The 18,127-nt window shown below is 50.9% G+C and carries 18 protein-coding genes; 4 read left to right on the top strand and 14 right to left on the bottom strand.

Annotated features, from left to right (window positions below):
- Position 1: 1 nt before the first annotated feature.
- From R70723_RS06205 to ilvB, 4 genes are all read right to left on the bottom strand, one after another.
- Positions 2-1,543 carry a 2-isopropylmalate synthase gene (locus R70723_RS06205; RefSeq protein WP_039870628.1) on the bottom strand — a complete coding sequence of 514 codons (1,542 nt, stop codon included), beginning with the start codon at positions 1,541-1,543 and terminating at the stop codon, positions 2-4.
- A 108-nt stretch (positions 1,544-1,651) separates the two neighbouring features.
- The gene (gene ilvC / locus R70723_RS06200; protein ID WP_039870627.1) at positions 1,652-2,644 is read right to left on the bottom strand and encodes a ketol-acid reductoisomerase; all 993 of its coding nucleotides are present in this window, start codon (positions 2,642-2,644) and stop codon (positions 1,652-1,654) included.
- A gap of 185 nt (positions 2,645-2,829) precedes the next feature.
- Complete coding sequence (gene ilvN, locus R70723_RS06195) at positions 2,830-3,318, bottom strand: acetolactate synthase small subunit (RefSeq protein WP_039870626.1); 489 nt, start codon at positions 3,316-3,318, stop codon at positions 2,830-2,832.
- Positions 3,315-5,063, bottom strand: a complete 1,749-nt coding sequence (gene ilvB / locus R70723_RS06190; RefSeq protein ID WP_039870625.1) for a biosynthetic-type acetolactate synthase large subunit — start codon at positions 5,061-5,063, stop codon at positions 3,315-3,317. Before ilvB ends, ilvN begins: the two co-directional genes overlap by 4 nt.
- Positions 5,064-5,651: 588 nt before the next feature.
- Between ilvB and R70723_RS06185 the strand changes: the two genes are divergently transcribed.
- Positions 5,652-6,104: a GNAT family N-acetyltransferase gene (locus tag R70723_RS06185; protein WP_039870624.1), complete on the top strand. Its 453-nt coding sequence runs from the start codon at positions 5,652-5,654 to the stop codon at positions 6,102-6,104.
- On the opposite strand, the gene R70723_RS06180 is transcribed toward R70723_RS06185, so the two are convergent.
- From R70723_RS06180 to R70723_RS06160, 5 genes are all read right to left on the bottom strand, one after another.
- Positions 6,101-6,442, bottom strand: coding sequence for a hypothetical protein (locus R70723_RS06180; RefSeq protein WP_039870623.1), 342 nt, complete (start codon positions 6,440-6,442; stop codon positions 6,101-6,103). The two genes, R70723_RS06185 and R70723_RS06180, sit on opposite strands and share 4 nt — an antisense overlap.
- Positions 6,443-6,708: 266 nt before the next feature.
- On the bottom strand, positions 6,709-7,665 hold the full coding sequence (locus R70723_RS06175) for an ABC transporter permease (RefSeq protein ID WP_039870621.1): 957 nt from the start codon (positions 7,663-7,665) through the stop codon (positions 6,709-6,711).
- Entirely contained in the window at positions 7,666-8,739 is a 1,074-nt protein-coding gene (locus R70723_RS06170; RefSeq protein ID WP_039870619.1) for an ABC transporter permease, read from the bottom strand.
- The gene (locus R70723_RS06165; protein WP_039870618.1) at positions 8,732-10,270 is read right to left on the bottom strand and encodes an ABC transporter ATP-binding protein; all 1,539 of its coding nucleotides are present in this window, start codon (positions 10,268-10,270) and stop codon (positions 8,732-8,734) included. Before R70723_RS06165 ends, R70723_RS06170 begins: the two co-directional genes overlap by 8 nt.
- Before the next feature lie 173 nt (positions 10,271-10,443).
- Positions 10,444-11,520: a BMP family lipoprotein gene (locus R70723_RS06160; RefSeq protein WP_039870616.1), complete on the bottom strand. Its 1,077-nt coding sequence runs from the start codon at positions 11,518-11,520 to the stop codon at positions 10,444-10,446.
- A gap of 308 nt (positions 11,521-11,828) precedes the next feature.
- Here R70723_RS06160 and R70723_RS06155 point away from each other — a divergent pair, with 308 nt between their 5' ends.
- Entirely contained in the window at positions 11,829-12,374 is a 546-nt protein-coding gene (locus R70723_RS06155) for an acyl-CoA thioesterase (protein ID WP_047171044.1), read from the top strand.
- Between the two features lie 80 nt (positions 12,375-12,454).
- On the opposite strand, the gene rplT is transcribed toward R70723_RS06155, so the two are convergent.
- The 4 genes from rplT to R70723_RS06135 form a co-directional block, all read right to left on the bottom strand.
- Positions 12,455-12,814: a 50S ribosomal protein L20 gene (rplT, locus tag R70723_RS06150; RefSeq protein ID WP_039870613.1), complete on the bottom strand. Its 360-nt coding sequence runs from the start codon at positions 12,812-12,814 to the stop codon at positions 12,455-12,457.
- A gap of 32 nt (positions 12,815-12,846) precedes the next feature.
- Positions 12,847-13,047 carry a 50S ribosomal protein L35 gene (gene rpmI, locus R70723_RS06145; RefSeq protein ID WP_019912828.1) on the bottom strand — a complete coding sequence of 67 codons (201 nt, stop codon included), beginning with the start codon at positions 13,045-13,047 and terminating at the stop codon, positions 12,847-12,849.
- A 57-nt stretch (positions 13,048-13,104) separates the two neighbouring features.
- A complete protein-coding gene (gene infC, locus R70723_RS06140; protein ID WP_039870606.1) occupies positions 13,105-13,602 on the bottom strand; it encodes a translation initiation factor IF-3 in 498 nt (165 codons plus the stop codon).
- 287 nt (positions 13,603-13,889) lie between these two features.
- A complete protein-coding gene (locus R70723_RS06135) occupies positions 13,890-15,128 on the bottom strand; it encodes a glycosyltransferase family 2 protein (protein ID WP_039870604.1) in 1,239 nt (412 codons plus the stop codon).
- Between the two features lie 408 nt (positions 15,129-15,536).
- Between R70723_RS06135 and R70723_RS06130 the strand changes: the two genes are divergently transcribed.
- Both R70723_RS06130 and R70723_RS06125 read left to right on the top strand, forming a co-directional pair.
- Entirely contained in the window at positions 15,537-16,064 is a 528-nt protein-coding gene (locus R70723_RS06130) for a phosphatase PAP2 family protein (protein ID WP_039870601.1), read from the top strand.
- Positions 16,065-16,118: 54 nt separating this feature from the next.
- Entirely contained in the window at positions 16,119-17,234 is a 1,116-nt protein-coding gene (locus R70723_RS06125) for a UDP-N-acetylglucosamine--LPS N-acetylglucosamine transferase (RefSeq protein ID WP_039870599.1), read from the top strand.
- Between the two features lie 84 nt (positions 17,235-17,318).
- Here the strand turns inward: R70723_RS06125 and trmB are convergent, their stop codons facing one another.
- Entirely contained in the window at positions 17,319-18,035 is a 717-nt protein-coding gene (gene trmB / locus R70723_RS06120; protein ID WP_039870597.1) for a tRNA (guanosine(46)-N7)-methyltransferase TrmB, read from the bottom strand.
- Positions 18,036-18,127 lie beyond the last annotated feature (92 nt).

Genomic DNA, 18,127 nt, shown 5'->3' with positions numbered 1-18,127 from the left:
ATCAATGGCTGGCCTGATTGGCCGGATCAAGTGTTTTCCGTTTCTCGATCAGCTTGTTCAGCGCATCCAGATAGGCCCTGGCACTCGCTTCCAGAATATCAGTGCTTAATCCGCGGCCCTGGGCAGCAATTTCACCCTGCGACAGTACAACATGTACCTCGCCTTGCGCGTCCTTGCCTCTGCTTACTGCCTTAATGGAATAGTCGCCCAGCGTAGCTTCTTCGCCAGTTGCCTGGTCAATGGCGTTGTAGATGGCATCGACTGAACCATTGCCTTCAGCAACCGCGACGATTGGCTCCGGCTCCTGTCCGTTAATGATAACCTTTGCTGTTGGTGTAGCCTCATTGCCATACGTAACATAGATCGTCTGCAGACTGAAGGTTTCCGGAGTGTCAATCAGCTTTTCTTCCAGAAGAGCGAGGATATCCTCATCCGAAACTTCCTTTTTCTTGTCAGCCAAATCCTTAAACTTGGCAAAAGCGGCGTTGAGCTCTTCCTCAGAGACATCATATCCAAGATCACTGAGCTTATCACGGAAGGCATGGCGTCCGGAGTGCTTGCCGAGGACCAGCTTGCTTTCCTTGAGGCCGATCGTCTCCGGCGTCATGATTTCGTAGGTGGTCTTCTCCTTCAGCATGCCGTCCTGGTGAATACCGGATTCATGCGCAAAGGCATTGGCTCCGACAATAGCCTTATTGCCCGGCACAACCATCCCCGTAAGCTTGCTTACCAGGCGGCTCGTGCGGGAAATTTCGGACAGCACCAGTGAGGTTTTGGCTCCGAAAAATTCGCTGCGCGTTTCCAACGCCAAAGCTACTTCTTCAATAGCAGTATTGCCGGCACGTTCCCCGATTCCGTTGATCGTGCCTTCAATCTGGTCGGCACCATTCTGGATTGCGGCCAGCGTATTCGCTGTCGCCATTCCCAGGTCATTATGACAGTGGGCGCTCAGCTGAACCTTTTCAATATCAGGCACAGTATCCTTCAGGAACTTGAAGATCGCTCCATATTCTGCAGGGTTCAAATAACCGACGGTGTCGGGAATATTGACTACATTTGCCCCTTCACGGATCGCCATAGCCACCATCTCGGCCATGAAATCACGCTCTGTACGGCCCGCATCCTCCAAAGAAAACTCCAGCTTGGAAAAATACTTCTTTGCGTACCGGATTGCGGATTGTGCCGTTTCAAGGACCTGAGCCTTTTCCATGCGCAGCTTATGCTGCCGGTGAATCGGCGAAGTCGCGAGGAAAATATGGATGCATGGGTCCTGTGCACCCTGCAGCGCTTCTCTGACTGCATCAATATCCGTTTCTCTGGAACGGGAAAGCCCGATTACGGTAACATTCTTCACCGCCCTGGCCACAGCGTTCACCGCAGCCAGATCACCAGGTGATGCTGCGGGAAACCCCGCCTCCATCCGGTCAATTCCAAGCTTTTCAAGCTGGTAGGCGATTTCCACCTTCTCACGCGTATTCAGGTTCACACCCGGCGACTGCTCTCCGTCACGCAGCGTCGTGTCGAACACATAGATTTTCCGCAAGCTGAGCACCTCCTGAAAATTGTGCTAAAACCCTCAAATGCGGCTCGCAAAATCACGGCCGCATCTGAGCTTCACACTATTGGGTATGGCTAATTTAAGTATATGAGCCTATTTCTTAATCCAGTGCATCATTTCACGCAGCTGGCTGCCGACTACTTCTACCGGATGAGCAGCCTCGTTACGGCGGGTAGCAGTCAGGAAGGCACGGCCGGACTGGTTCTCAAGGATAAAGTCACGGGCAAATTTACCCTGCTGGATATCTGTGAGTACAGCCTTCATTGCTTTTTTGGTTTCATCAGTAACGATACGTGGTCCTGTTACATAGTCACCGTACTCGGCAGTGTTGGAGATGGAATCACGCATAGTTGCAAGTCCGCCTTCATACACCAGGTCGACGATCAGCTTCAGCTCATGCAGACACTCGAAGTAGGCCATTTCAGGAGCATATCCGGCTTCAGTCAATGTCTCGAAGCCAGCTTTGATCAGTGCGGATACACCACCGCACAGAACAGCCTGCTCACCGAACAGATCGGTTTCGGTTTCTTCACGGAAGGAGGTTTCGATAACCCCTGCACGGGTACAGCCGATACCTTTAGCATAAGCAAGGCCGATTGCCTTGGCATTTCCGGTTGCATCCTGCTCGATTGCGATCAGTCCAGGTACGCCGAAGCCTTCTACATAAGTACGGCGAACCATGTGTCCAGGGGATTTAGGTGCTACCAGCAGCACGTCAGCATCCTTAGGAGCAACGATCTGGCCGAAATGCACGTTGAAGCCGTGGGAGAACATCAGAGCTGCACCATTTTTGAGGTTTGGCTCAATATCATTTTTATATACGGATGCCTGTGTTTCGTCCGGCAACAGAATTTGTACTACGTCTGCACGGGATACTGCTTCTGCTACAGGCAATACTTCAAAGCCGTCATTTTTGGCAGTTTCGAAGGATTTACCTTCACGCAGGCCGATGACAACCTGAAGACCACTGTCGCGCAGGTTCTGCGCCTGGGCATGCCCCTGGCTGCCGTACCCGATTACTGCAACTGTCTTTCCTTTTAATACGCTGAGTTCTGCATCCTGTTCATAGTACGTTGTCACTGCCATTGTCAATATCCTCCTTTAATTTGGGACCCATCGTAAAGAGCGGGTACTTCAAGAGCACCTGAGGCCGGCTGTTCTGCAGCTCCGTGCTGCTCCTCAAGTCCCCGCTCTTTCGCGGGCGGTTCATTATAATATTATCAAATTAATGCACACCAGCAGCAATCCGTTAAAGCTGTAAATTATACCGATTAAGCATTACCACGGATCATTGCGGTAACTCCGGTGCGGGACAGCTCCTTGATGCCGTATGGCTTCAGCAGCTCGATCATCGCATCGATTTTCTGGGTATCTCCTACCACCTGGACCAACAGGCTGTTCGTACCGATGTCAACTACGGAAGCACGGAAGGTCTCAACAACACCCATAATCTCCGGACGCTCGGCCGGTTCGGCCTTTACCTTGATCAGAGCCAGCTCACGAGCAACCATTGGCTTGGACCCGAGATCTACAACCTTGATGACATCAATCAGCTTGTAAAGCTGCTTCTCAATCTGCTCCAGCGTATGCTGGTCACCGAGTGTAACGATGACCATCCGGGACAGCCCGATTTCCTCGGACTGCCCGACCGTAATACTCTCAATATTAAAGCCGCGGCGGCCGAACAAGCCTGATACCCGCTGCAGTACACCCGGCTGGTCATTCACAAGCACAGAAATCGTGTGTTTCATCACTGTCATTCATCCCCCATAAGCATTTGATCAATGGTTGACCCTTGAGTTACCATCGGGTAAACATTCTCGTCCTTGGGAACAACGAATTCTACCAGAACGGGTCCCGGCGTTTCCAGTGCTTCCTTCCACGCTGCGCCTGCTTCTTCTTTGTTCGTTGCCCGCAGTCCTTTTACGCCGTAGGCTTCAGCCAGTTTTACGAAATCCGGGCTGCCTGCGAGGTCTGTGTAGCTGTAGCGCTTCTCATAAATGAGATTCTGCCACTGCCGCACCATACCCAGAACCTGATTGTTGATGACTACGATTTTGACCGGGATATTATTGATTGCACAGATAGCCAGCTCCTGGGAGCACATCTGCATACCGCCGTCCCCGTTAATGGAAACTACCAGCCGCTCAGGCTGAGCCATTTGTGCGCCGATCGCTGACGGGAATCCGAAGCCCATTGTTCCAAGTCCTCCGGAAGTAATCCATGAGCGCGGGTGGTTAAATTTATAGTACTGTGCAGCCCACATCTGATGCTGGCCAACGTCAGTAGTTACAATGGCTTCGCCTTTGGTAGTCTCATTGATCATTTCAATGACCCACTGCGGCTTAAGCTCTGTATCCGAATCGTTATAGCGGAGCGGTTTTTCCAGCTTCCACTGGGCAATCTGTGTTCTCCAGGCATCCGCATTGGCTGCACGGGTCAGATCCGGAATCAGCATCTCCAGCACCGTCTTCACATCACCGACGATCGGAATATCCGGAGTGACGTTCTTGCCGATTTCTGCCGGGTCGATGTCAATGTGGACAATCTTCGCCTTCGGTGCAAAGCCGTCCAGCTTGCCGGTTACACGGTCATCAAACCGTGCGCCGATGTTAATCAGCAAATCGCACTGCTGTATGGCATTATTAGCTGTGTAGGTACCATGCATACCAGGCATTCCCATCCAGAGCTCATCCGCACTCGGGAAGCAGCCGAGTCCCAGCAGAGTTGTTGTAATCGGGATTTCTGTCCGTTTAACAAACTCGGTCATCGCTTCGTGCGCTCCGGAGTAGATAACGCCGCCGCCCGCAATAATAATCGGACGTTCCGCCGCCGAGATTGCCCGGATCAGCTTATCCAGCTGCAGCTTGTTCGGAACCGTACGCGGGTTGTAGCCGCGGAGATTCACTCCCTGGTTCTGCACCGGTGTGAACAGTGTCTTTGCTGCCGATACATCCTTCGGAATATCGATCAGCACCGGGCCCTTGCGTCCGGTATTTGCAATATGGAATGCTTCGTGGATAATCCGCGGCAGGTCTTCAACATCCCGTACCAGATAGCTGTGCTTCGTGATCGGCATTGTGATTCCTGTAATATCCGCTTCCTGGAAGGCGTCTGTTCCAATCAGGCTGGAGAAGACATTTCCCGTAATGACTACAAGCGGAACTGAATCCATGAACGCCGTTGCAATGCCGGTAACAAGATTTGTTGCTCCGGGACCGGAGGTGGCGATACATACGCCCGGCTTCCCGCTTGCTCTCGCATAACCGTCAGCCGCATGAATTGCACCCTGCTCGTGGCGGGTCAGGATATGCTTGAAATCATCGAATCCGTGCAGGGCATCGTAAATGTACAATACCGCTCCGCCCGGATAGCCGAATACCGTGTCTACACCTTCCAGAACCAGACTGCGCAGCAGGATTTCAGAACCTGATATCACCTCAGGATTTTTCCATTTCTCTCGTAACTCTTCTGTAGACCGCACTTCCGGTGTTTGCGCGCTCATCAGTATTCCTCCCTTCGATAGTTAACATTCATTATGCAAATGACGGACCGTCTTTTATCCAGCAATAGGGGTTTAAATCAAAAAAACCTTCCGCCTCCCACGCGCCAAAGTAAAGCGCGTGAGGGACGAAAGGTTGATCTTCCGTGGTACCACCCATGTTTGCATTACATCTCACGATGCAACGCCTTATCAGGTAACAAAAATCCATCGATGTAGGCAGGGCCCAAATCTTTGTAACCTGAAGTCCGTAACGCGGACCAAACGATTCCCCCTAATAATTCCACCGCTCTTACTGATGGACCTTTCAGGAAAACAGCTCCGAGGTGAGCTCGTATATAAGGGGTTTCGGTGGAGGTTGCAGCAAATCCTCACACTCTCTGAGCAAAAGAGCCCTTAAAACTTCGTCCTCATCATTGCCGATGCAAGTATGTTCGTTAAAATGTTTAGACACATTATATGATTCCTCACATGGATAAGTCAATACCCATATTTCCTAATCTGTCACAAATCGTTGTTCTCCGCTTTCCGTAACGCCCACACCGCTCCAGGCATATGATGTACGACAATGCGTGGAAAGGGGGGCGTGCGATGATTCGTTACCGCAGACCCAAGCAGGATGACAGCGTCATTATGGATTTAATTGAAAAGCAGCTCGTCCCGTTGTCACATCTGCCGCAGACTATAATTAACCAGGTCAGAAAGGACCTGCCCCGCCGTTTAAGCCAGGGAGTTACGCTTGTAGCATGTCCAGATTATGAGAGCGACCCGCTGGGGTTTGTCCATTTCATGCTGCACGGTGATCTGCTCTATATTGATATGCTGGCTATCGCACCGGCAGCGCGCCGCAAGCATTGGGGAAATATGCTGATGGACCGTGCGGAGCGTTTTGCATTATCCCGCGGCTGTAAGCGGGCCAGGGTAGCTGTGGACACCGGGAATACGGCAGGTATATCCTTTTATGAAAAAATGGGCTACAGCGTAGCCCGTTATCAGCCGCAGAATTTTTGCTACGAATTCGAGAAACAGTTCAGTCCAGCTTAAAAGAAGCCGATTGGCGGGTAAGGAGCTCCATAACCCGGTCCAGGCCCATAGCCGCCATAGCCGGGCCCCGGTCCGTAGCCTCCGTAAGGAACACCGCCGTAGCCATAACCGCCGCCGTAGCCGGCATAAGGAGCCGTACCAACAGCAAGCAGATCAAACAGCACCAGCGGAATCAGGGCTTTGGTTTGCACTTTTTTACCACTTACACGCTGCAGAATAAGACGGTTGCCCGCAACGCGCACCAGCTTGCCCGTCACCTTCGAGCCGTCTTTTTTTACAGCGACAATATGCTTGCCGACCAGCTTCATAACCTGTTTCTTTGTAACCGGCTGTGCCATAATATTCCTCCTCAAAAGTTTTGTGAGCGGGGCTTCCTTGGAATTTCTTCGTGCAAAACTTGCTTCGGAAGCATACGCTTAGTTTTGTGAGCTGAGCTTCAACCATAGTCTATTCGGGTAGATTGCCGTTCGCCTGTACAGCTGTCCCGGCCCTGCGGGCGCACCGGGGAGTATCCGTAGTTCTTCCGGGAAGCGCAAAAAAAGCGCACATCCAGAATTGCCTGGACATGCGCTTTTGAGACTGCACGAAGCATAGCTTCGTTGCTTTATCGTTTACCCGGATCGTATGGTTCACCCAATGCTTTGGGAGCGGAGGAGCGGCCCACGGCGCTCACCAGTACGATAATAGTCAGTACGTAAGGAATCATGAAAATGAATTCCTGCGGAATGCTCTTGGACCATTCAAACAGCTGCACATAGTTGCGGATCGCCTGCGAGAAGCCGAAGAATACAGCCGCTCCAAAGGCACCCAGCGGATTCCATTTACCGAAAATCATAGCGGCAATTGCAATGAAGCCCTGACCGGAAATCGTATTATGCGCAAAAGTACCCGTAGTCGTCAGGGTGATGGTCGCTCCGCCGATCCCTGCCAGCAGACCGCTCAGCATAACGCCGATATATCTCATCCGTTTTACGTTAACACCAAGGGTATCAGCCGCACTCGGATGTTCTCCGACAGCGCGGAGACGCAGACCAAATGGCGTTTTGAACAGTACAAAGTAAATGACGATAACGAGGATAATCGCCAGATAGGTTGTCGGATAGGAGTTGAAAATCCCCTCGCCGATAACCGGAATTTTGGACAATACAGGCACAGACACCTTTTTGAACCCGTCAATCAGCGGGGATTCTCCTGCCCCGTCAAAGAACAGCTTAACCATGTACAGCGTGCTTCCTGCAGCGAGGAAGTTGATAACCGTACCACTGATCGTCTGATCCGCTTTGAAGGTTATGGACGCAACCGCATGGATCAGCGAGCCGATAACTCCGACTGCCATCGCACAGAGCACACCAACCCATGGAGCCCAGGCCCCAAAGCCGGCATCCTGGGCATAATGCCCTCCTACCGCAGCAGCGAAGGCACCGAACATCATCAAGCCTTCAAGACCGATATTTACAACACCGGAACGTTCAGAGAAGATGCCGCCAAGTGCAGCGAAAATGAGCGCCGTAGAAAAAACAAGCGTCGTATTGAGCAATTGTCCTAACGTCAGCAGATCCATCTATGACACCTTCTCTTTCTTCCGCTTGAGGTAAAAGGGCTTAAGCACCCAGCGGACAATTCCTTGTGCTGCAATAAAGAATATAATCGAGCCGATAACAATACGGATCAGCTCCGGCGGAACATCCGCCCCGAAGCTCATGCCCGCAGCACCGTAAGTCAGCATACCGTAGAGAATGGCCGCCAGAATAACACCCAGCGGGTGTGTCAGTCCGAGCAATGCTACGGCGATACCGTTAAAGCCGTAACCAGGTGAAGCAGCGAATACGGACTGGTAATGGAATACGCCCAGCACTTCACCCGCGCCTGCAAGGCCGGCAAAGGCACCACTGATAAACATGGCCTTAACAACGTTACGGCCGACATTCATCCCCGCATATTCAGCAGCATTCGGGTTGAGACCTACAGCACGCATTTCGTAGCCCTGCTTGGTCTTCCATAAGAAGACATAGAAAAAGATTGCCGCACAGATCGCAATTGCCGTTCCCCAGTGAACCCGGGCATTATCGAAAACCCCGTTCAGGAAGGTCATGGACAGTGAGGCCGGAATGTCCTCGGAACGGTTCTGCCCCTTGAGTAGCAGGAAGTTTCTTACAATGTAATTCGACAGATAAAGCGCGGTCCAGTTCAGCATGATTGTAGTTATAACTTCATTAATTCCGCGTTTTGCTTTCAGGTAGCCGGCAATTCCCGCCCACAGGCCGCCAGCAAGTCCGGCACCGATTACCGCAAGCGGAACCAGCAGGAACGCCGGCAGGCCTGCCAGCTTAATCCCGATAAGGGAAGCGGCTGTCATCCCGATAAGCACCTGTCCGTCTGCACCGATATTGAACATCCCTGAGCGGAAGGCAAAGGCTACAGCAAGACCGGTGAACATCAGCGGCGTCATTTCACGGATGGCTTCACCGAAATCATACGGGCTGCCGAATACCCGTTTGAACAATGCGGAGTACGCGGCTACAGGATCGTATCCGCCTATCAGCATTACGACGGCTCCGACCAGGAAGCCCATTAAAATCGCAACCAGAGGCACAATGTAGCTGTCTGTTGCGAAGATTTTTTTCAGTCTATGCACCCGCATTTCCTCCCCGCTTCAAGCTGCCCGCCATCATCAGACCCAGTTCCTGATCATTCGTATCCTGCGGGAACACTTCACCGACGATTTGGCCTTCATAAATAACGGCAATTCTGTCGGATACATTCATAATTTCATCCAGCTCAAAGGAAATCAGCAGTACGGCTTTGCCTTGGTCACGCTGGGCGATCAGCTGCTTCTGCACAAATTCAATTGCCCCTACATCCAGACCGCGTGTCGGCTGTGCTGCAATGAGCAGGATCGGATTTTTGTCTATTTCCCGAGCAATAATAGCCTTCTGCTGGTTACCGCCTGACAAGGAACGTGCCTTGGTCTCTATAGAAGGGGTGCGGACGTCAAACTGCTTGATCAAATCCTCAGCATGGCGGTCAATCACATCCATTTTGAGGAATCCGGCCTGATTATAAGGACTCTTATAATAAGTTTCGAGCACCATATTCTCGCTTACGCTGAAATCAAGCACCAGGCCGTGCTTGTGGCGGTCCTCCGGAATATGGGACACGTTCATTTCGGAAATTTTGCGTGGTGACAGGTTAGCAATCTCTTGTCCGGATACAGTAATAGAGCCTGAGTCAATTTTGCGCAGTCCGGTAATGGCTTGAATCAGCTCACTTTGTCCGTTGCCGTCGACCCCTGCAATACCAAGGATCTCCCCTGCCTTCACTTCAAAGCTGAGGCCGTTCAGGACAGGAACTCCATCCTTGTTCTTGCTGTTGACACCTGTCAGCTTCAGCACACTGTCACCGACATGCGGAATCTGCTTGTCCACCTTGAAGGTTACCCCGCGTCCGACCATTTTCTCGGCAAGCTCATTCGGGTTCGTTCCGGAGGTTTCAACCGTATCAATCACTTTACCCCGGCGGATTATCGTAACCCGGTCAGAGATCTGCATGATCTCCTTCAGCTTATGCGTAATCAGAATGATGGACTTGCCCTCTGCAACGAGCCGCTTCATAATCGCCATCAGCTCTGTTATTTCCTGAGGCGTCAATACAGCGGTAGGCTCGTCGAATATAAGTATATCTGCTCCGCGGTACAGGGTTTTCATAATTTCTACCCGCTGCTGCATGCCGACCGAAATGTCATGAATCCGGGCATTCGGATCAACCTGCAGGCCATACTGCTCGGACAGCTTACGAACCTGTTCCGCTGCGGATTTATAGTCGATTTTAAGACCCTTCTTCGGCTCCAGGCCAAGAACGATATTCTCGGTCACCGTAAAAGGCTCCACTAGCTTGAAATGCTGGTGAACCATACCAATGCCAAGCTCAATAGCTTTATTGGGGCTATCGATAATTACCGGTTTCCCGTCGATTTCTATGCTGCCTTCATCGGGCTGGTACAGTCCGAATACGATATTCATCAAGGTTGACTTGCCTGCCCCGTTTTCCCCGAGCAGTGCATGAATCTCCCCTTTTTTGAGCGTCAGACTTATGGAGTCGTTTGCTACAATACCGGGAAAGCGTTTTGTGATTTGCTTCAACTCTACGACAGGAGCCGCAGCACTCATGGAATCACCCTCATCACAGAATATATAAATACCTTACAGACACGGTTAACCGCCCTGGACGGGGCGGCTATCTGCGTCAAACCAAATCATACCTTAACAGGGAACAAGGCCAGCTTAAGGACCGGCCTTGTTTCCTTGTTCTATGCTGTTACGCAAAAGAATTAAGACAAGTATTACTCACCTGGAACAACGATTGTTCCATCGATGATTTGTTGTTTGTATTCTTCAACCTTAGCCAGGATTTCAGCGGAAACGTTAGCCTTGGAAGTCTCAGGAAGGCCTACGCCGTTGTCTTTCAGAGTCAGTACAGTTGTAGTACCGCCTTTGAATGTTCCGTCAACAACCTGCTGGGACACTCTCTTAACCGCTTCGTCAACGCGTTTGATCATGGAAGTCAGGGTTACATCATCGCCAAATTCCAGGGATTGGTCTTTGTCTACACCGATAACCCATACTTTGTCGCCGCCTGCATCGTTGCGGGATTTAGCTTCATTGAACACACCGTTACCAGTTGCGCCTGCAGCAGGGAAGATAATGTCGTTGCCTGCGTTATACAGAGTAGCAGCCAGGGATTTACCAGTGTCAGGCTTGTCATATGCACCTGCATAAGTGATGCTTACAGTTGCATCAGGGTTAACCGCTTCTACGCCGGCCTTGAAGCCAACTTCAAAACGCTTGATAACCGGGCTTTCCATACCGCCGATGAAGCCTACTTTGTTAGTTTTTGTAGTCAGACCTGCAACCACACCAACCAGGAAGGAGCCTTCATTCTCAGCGAATGTTACGGATTCAACGTTAGGAGCGTCTACTACGCTGTCGATGATCGCCAGGTTAGCATCCGGATTTTCTTTAGCAACCTTCAGAAGCGCATCACCAAGGTCAAAGCCGATACCCCAAGTCAGGGCATAGCCGCCTTTAACGAATTGGTTAAGGTTTGGCTCATAGTCAGCACTGGAGTTACTTTGCAGGTATTTAATCTCAACGCCCGCTTCTGTTTTAAGAGCTTCAAGAGCTTCCCACGCGGACTGGTTAAATGATTTGTCATTAACACCGCCTACGTCTGTAACAAGGCCGAATTTCAGGTCGGATTTTGGAGCTTCCGCTGCAGGTGCATTGGTAGCTGTACCAGCGTTACCGCCAGTTTCTCCGTTGGCAGCATTGCCAGAGTTAGCGTTATTGTTTCCGCATCCTGCCAGGATAGCTGTGCAAGCGGTCAACATAACGAGCGACGTTTTCAAAAACTTTTTCATCGATTGTGATCCCCCTTAAAAAATTGGATGTCTTCTGTCTTCTGCTTGGACATACCATTAGCTCAAATTATACCCGCAAAAAAACCTAAAATCCAGTCCATAAATGACCTCAGGTCAATAATTATTTGCATTTTTTCACAAGAAAACGCTTACCGTGACACATTACGTCAGATTAACCTCCACATTGCGTCAGAAAACCTCAAAAGTCATTTTCCTGGGCTAAGTTGTCTATAATATTATTGCACGCCAAACCGTTTTCTATTATCATGAATGCTTACATATCGTAAGAAAAGGGAGTCACTCAAACCATGGAAGATCAACAAATTCATCCTCAAACCTCTCCAGCCTTCAAATACAGCCGCGAATCCCGCGTATTTAAGACAGGACGGGTGTTCCCCAATGACGTAAACAATCACAAGACACTGTTTGGCGGCAAGCTGATGAGCACTATAGATGAAGTTGCTTCGATTTCAGCTATGCGGCATTGCCGTAAAAATGTCGTTACAGCCTCTACAGACTCCGTAGACTTCCTGCGGCCAATCCGCCCTTCTGATTCCGTCTGCTTCGAGTCCTTCGTCTCCTGGACAGGCCGTACCAGCATTGAGGTTTTTGTCAAAATCATTTCCGAAAACCTCTACACCGGCGAACGCGCTGTTGCCGCCACTTCGTTTTTGACCTTTGTAGCCATTGAAGAGGACGGCACTCCCGCACCGGTTCCAGCCATTATCCCCGAGACCGACGAAGAGAAGCTGATCAGCGAATCGGCAGGCGAACGCTCTGAGCTGCGTAAAATTAGACGTGCAAGCAGCAAAAAGCTCGCCGCACAGCTCAGCACCACTAAGTACTGGGAATAGCTCCCGGCCCTTAGCCGCACAAAAAAAGCACCGTCACACGGGTTCCCCCGCAGGCGGTGCTTTTCGGTTATTTATAACACTTACGCGTTGATCTTCTCTTTGGCTACAACAGCCAGGGAGTTGAATGCGTTCAGGTCATTTACTGCCAGGTCAGCCAGCATTTTGCGGTTCACTTCTACGCCAGCCAGTTTCAGGCCGTATACAAGCTTGCTGTAGGACAGGCCGTTCTGACGAGCTGCTGCGTTGATACGAACGATCCACAGCTTGCGGAAGTTACGCTTAGTCTGACGACGGTCACGGTATGCGTAAACCATCGATTTCATTACTTGCTCTTTAGCCGTTTTAAAAATGCGGTGCTTGGAACCGAAATAACCCTTTGCCAGCTTCAATACTTTTTTATGTCTACGACGAACTACAAAGCCGCCTTTAACTCTTGCCATAATAATAAACCTCCCAAAAATGTGTGATCAAACTATTTCAAGTTAGCAAGTCCTTGTTTCAAACGTCTTACATCCCCAGGGGCCATAACAGGATTACCGTTCAATACGCGCTTAGCACGTTTGGACTTGTGGGACAGCAAGTGGTTCTTGTGAGCTTTGTAGCGCAGAACTTTACCGGATCCGGTGATCTTGAAGCGGCCTTTCAGGCTGCTATGTGTTTTCATTTTAGGCATGGTGTTTCCTCCTTGAATATTATGCGGCGCCAAATTGCTGTGCAAGTGACTCCAAATTTATTGGGGCTTAGGAGCCAGAATCATAATCATGCTGCGGCCTTCCAGCTTAGGCTGGCGCTCCACAACAGCTATATCAACCACTTCATTCTTAACGCGTTCCAGAATTTTCTGGCCGATATTAGCGTGGGTAATCTCACGGCCGCGGAAACGGACGGAGCACTTCACTTTATCGCCTTCACCCAGGAATTTGATCACATTGCGGAACTTGGTTTGATAATCATGTTCTTCAATGTTAGCACGGAACCAGACTTCCTTAAGATCAACGATCTTCTGATTCTTACGCGCTTCTTTCTCTTTCTTCTGTGTTTCATAACGGAACTTGCCGTAATCCATGATGCGGCATACCGGCGGTTTCGCCTGCGGAGCTACATTGACTAAATCCAAATTCAGATCAATCGCCATCTGCAGCGCCTCGCGGATCGGCGTAATTCCGATTTGCTCACCTTCCGCTCCAACCAACCGGACCTCTCTGGCCCGAATTTCATCATTGATCATATGTTCCTTACTGATAACGCTCCACCTCCGGATCTATTTGAACAATTTGTTGTGGTTCTCCATAAAAAAGGGGTGCCGGTAACTCCCGACACCCCGTGTTTGATCAACGTTCATGAATTCTAAATTCATAAAGCATTGAGATCAAAACCAGCTGACGTATTGCCAGTCAGGTGAGAAGCCGGTGCTTCTGCTTGCAATCCCTATGTTTTGCATACTTGAATACTATACACCAATGCACAAAGCTTTGTCAACACCTGCAAAACAAAAATAGTAACTGTTTTGACCTATTATATCTGCTTGCTCTGCACTTCCTCAAGCCGGACAACCCGCGTATGCTTCGTGTGGCTCCACTGCTTGTTGTTCTGTGTGAAGAACGCATAAAATGTAATCGGGTACCAGGACAGCAGATAAATCGGGAAGACCAGCAGGTACAGATATACCTTCTTGTACTTCACCTTCTCCAGCGCCATCGACAACAGGAACGTCAGAATATTCGCACCGACAGCTACAAAGCTCAGCCAGATCGGCAGGTGTCCATAGATATTCGCAATATTCGGGCCGTCAAACAGTGAGGTGTCGATCCACATCACTGCAGTCATTAGAAACGTAAGCAGAACGATGTAGACATTAGCCCCATACAGCGCCAGGTCAAACTTCGTCAGGCTGCGCTCCTTGATACTCTGCCACAGCAACGGGAAGAAATAACGGCGTGCTACTGTAAAGTGGCCCTGCATCCAGCGCAGGCGCTGCCTGGAGGAGGCTTTGAAGGTCAGAGGCTTCTCATCATATACCTTTGCATCATAATTGAATTTCGGATAAACGCCCTTGGAGGCACTGCGCATGGTAAATTCAAGATCCTCTACCAGGCTGGTAGCGCCCCAGCCCATTTCCTTAAGCAGGGCGGTTTCGAAGCACATGCCGGTTCCGCCCAGGAAGTTAGCCATCTGCAGATTATGGCGCGACAGCTGCCACAGGCGGTTGATGTACCAGTAGGATACACCGTAAGCCGCTGTGATCCAGGAGTCCTCCGGATTCTTTGTATCAATGTAGCCCTGGATAACCCGGGCACCGGAGCAGAGATCATTGTTCATCTCCATAAGGAATTCCGTATGAGCCAGATTGTCTGCGTCAAACATAACTACAGCGTCATATTGGCGCGGCATGGCCCAAAGCTCCTTCAGCATCCATTCAATGGCATAGCCCTTGCCCCGCAGGTTGTTGTTGGTGCGGACACAGGCGTTCATGCCGTGCTCCCTTACGATCTCCGCCGTCCCGTCGGTGCAGTTGTCGCAGATGACAAATACATCGTACAGATCCCGGGGATAATTAAGCTGCTTCAGGTTTTCCATGAGCGCGCCTACAACCTCTTCCTCGTTGTGTGCCGCAACCAGTACTGCGAATGATTTTTCCGGTGCAAACTGCTCCTTTTTCTTTTTGCGGTGCAGCCCAAACAGCGAAAACGTAAACTGATAAACTGCAATTGCCGCCAAGATCACCTGGAGCGTAACAAACAGTGCGTCTGCCATGATCTTTTGATGCCCCCTTTTTCAATAGTCTGCCTATTTTATTTGTCTCTGGCAGTTTAAACGATGTTGCTGACCCTTTTGTTGCATCCCTTACAATAGATAAGCAAATACCCTTTTCCGCGGCCAGGCGTTCATTTATTTATATCCCGTTTAAAAGATGGTACAGGGATTCCCGTTGAAACGGTTTCCTCATTTTCTCAGTTACCTTTTAAACGCGTCCGGTCCGCTTGAATCATTGTACGGTGTCAGGGTTCTTAAGTCAAAACTGACAAATTCCGCGCTTAACCAGAGCTTTTCCTTGAAATGGACTACCTATAAAACGTATGATAAAGTCAGCTTTGGGGTATTAATTTGGATTGGCGGCAGCAGCGCCAACTATCCTCAGCCGGACTATCGGAGGGACAAGATATGAGACATTTATTCATGAAACTACATCTCTGGGAGCGCCGTCTTTTCAAGTGGATCAACGGCCGTCTGCATAACCCTTTTCTGAACTTCTGGCTCTTCTATCTTACCCATCTCGGCGGCGCAACAAGCGCTATCGGCATCAATGTGTTAATCTGGGCTTTTGCGCCTCCGCCGCTCAGAACTACAGGCCTTCAGGCTCTCACAGCATTGGCCGTCAGCCATCTTCCGGTGGCCGTCGCCAAAAAGCTGTACCCTCGCATGCGGCCGTATCTGGCGCTTCCGGGGACCAATACATTCCACAACCCGCTGAAGGATCATTCTTTTCCTTCAGGCCATACTACGGCTATCTTCGCCTCTACGGTTCCCTATATGGCAGCTTATCCTGCCCTTACCGTTGTTTTGCTGCCGCTGGCCTGCATCGTCGGCTTTTCGAGGATTTATCTGGGGCTCCACTATCCGTCGGATGTCATGGTTGGCGCAGTAATAGGCAGCGGGGTTGCAGCCGGCACGATTGCCCTGTGGATCTGAAGTCCGGCAGGCAAGGACCCGGGAAAACCATTTTGGGAACAGGTGAATCAAACATTGCGCAAAAAAAGAGTACTGTTGCTGTCGGAAGGTTTTGGCGCAGGACATACGCAGGCAGCCTACGCATTGTCGAGCAGCCTGCGCAGCCTGTCGCCTAATATTCAAACCAAGGTGCTGGAGCTGGGGAACTTTCTCAACCCCAAAATGGCTCCGCTGATTGTATCGGCCTACCGCAAAACAGTAACCTCACAGCCGAGGCTGATGGGGTATGTCTACCGGCACCAGAAATCATTTAACCGTCTTACCACGCTTGCCCTGCACCGCTTATTTTATACACATACACAAAATATTGTGCGCCAGCTAAAGCCTGATATTATCGTCTGCACCCACTTTATTCCAGGTGCCGTCATCTCACGCCTCAAACGCCTGGACCCGGGCTTCAAGGTCCCGCTCGTTACGGTTATCACCGATTATGATGCTCATGCCAGCTGGATCAGCCCCGAGGTGGACCGTTATTTCGTCTCCACTCCCGAGGTCAAATCCAAGCTGCGCCGGCGCGGCGTATCCGCCGCCAAAATCCGGGTGACCGGCATGCCGGTTCACCCGAGCTTCTGGGAGCATCCCGGAAGGCAGGATATTCTAGAGCAGTTCAGCCTGCAGGACCTGCCGACCGTGCTGGTCATGGGCGGAGGCTGGGGTATGATGAACGACGAGGTCGTCAACGAGGCGCTGGCCGGCTGGCGGGAGAAGGTGCAGATTGTCTTTTGCCTCGGCAGAAACGAGAAGCTGCTGGAGGAGATGAAGGCAGATCCTGTATACAGGCATCCGAACATTTCCCTGATCGGTTTCACCCGCGAGATCGACAAGCTGATGGAGGTTTCCGACCTGCTCGTTACCAAGCCCGGCGGAATGACCTGCAGCGAAGGCCTGGCCAAGGGCATTCCGATGCTTTTTCATAATCCGCTGCCCGGACAGGAGGAGGAAAACGTACGCTACTTCACCTCGGCCGGGCTTGGTGAGCCGCTTACCTCCCTTGAGGCGATAGACAAATGGATGGAACGGCTGCTGTACCATTATGACGAGGTGCAGGAGAAACGGAAAAGCCATCTGGAGGATATAGCCAGGTTTCACCCGTTGCAGAGCGCCCAGAGCATTATTGATATGCTGGATTAGCCCGGGCAAGAACCGGGCATACAAAAATGGCAGTTACGGGGATTCCCGTAACTGCCATTTCTGTATTCGCTGAGCGGATATCAGCTACAGCCGGTATTTATCCAGCCGGGTGGCCTGATAACGTGCCAGCGCTTCTGCTCCGACGATTGCCTCGCAGCGGTGAATATTCACACCGCGGTTATAGAACTTTGTCTCATACTCCGTCATGACATGCTCTTCGTTGATAACGCCGTCTGTATGCAGGTCAAGCGAAATATTTTTCATCTGCAGGCCGAAATCGGCGAAGGCGTTCAGCGAGAATTCGAACAGGCTGCGCGAATCCGTCTTCAGATGAATTTCACCGAGCGGGCTGAGCAGCCCGCGGTATTTGTCGAGGAAGCGCGGATGGGTCAGGCGCCGGCGCGCATGCTTGCTTTTTGGCCAGGGATCACTGAAATTCAGATAAATCCGCTCCAGCTCGCCTGGTGCAAACACTTCCTCCGCATAGTCAATGTTCGCCAGTGCCACCTTCAGGTTGGGCGGGGTCTCATGTCCCGCAGGCTCCCAGACCAGTCTTGCCTTCTCCGCCGCACGGCGGATCAGCTCATCGTACATATCAACGCCGATAAAATTAATACCGGGATATTTAAAGCTCATCTGGCTGATAAACTGCCCTTTGCCCATTCCGAATTCAACATGAATCGGATTATCGTTGCCGAACACCTCCGACCAGCGCCCCTTAAGGCTCCGTGGATCGAGAACCACCAGGTCTGTCTGTTCCTCCAGGCTTTCACGTATTCCTTTTCTTCCGCGTAAACGCATAGTATTCCTCCGCTTGTTCTCTTATACACTGCTCATTACTGCTACTTGAAACATTGTGCCGAACTTGTCCGCAAAAGTAAAGGGATTTACTC

Origin of the sequence: Paenibacillus sp. FSL R7-0273, assembly GCF_000758625.1 — a bacterium.
Taxonomy (GTDB): Bacteria; Bacillota; Bacilli; order Paenibacillales; family Paenibacillaceae; genus Paenibacillus_AQ.
The sequence above is the reverse complement of the archived record's forward strand: the minus strand, read 5'-3'. Positions and strand labels throughout refer to the sequence as shown.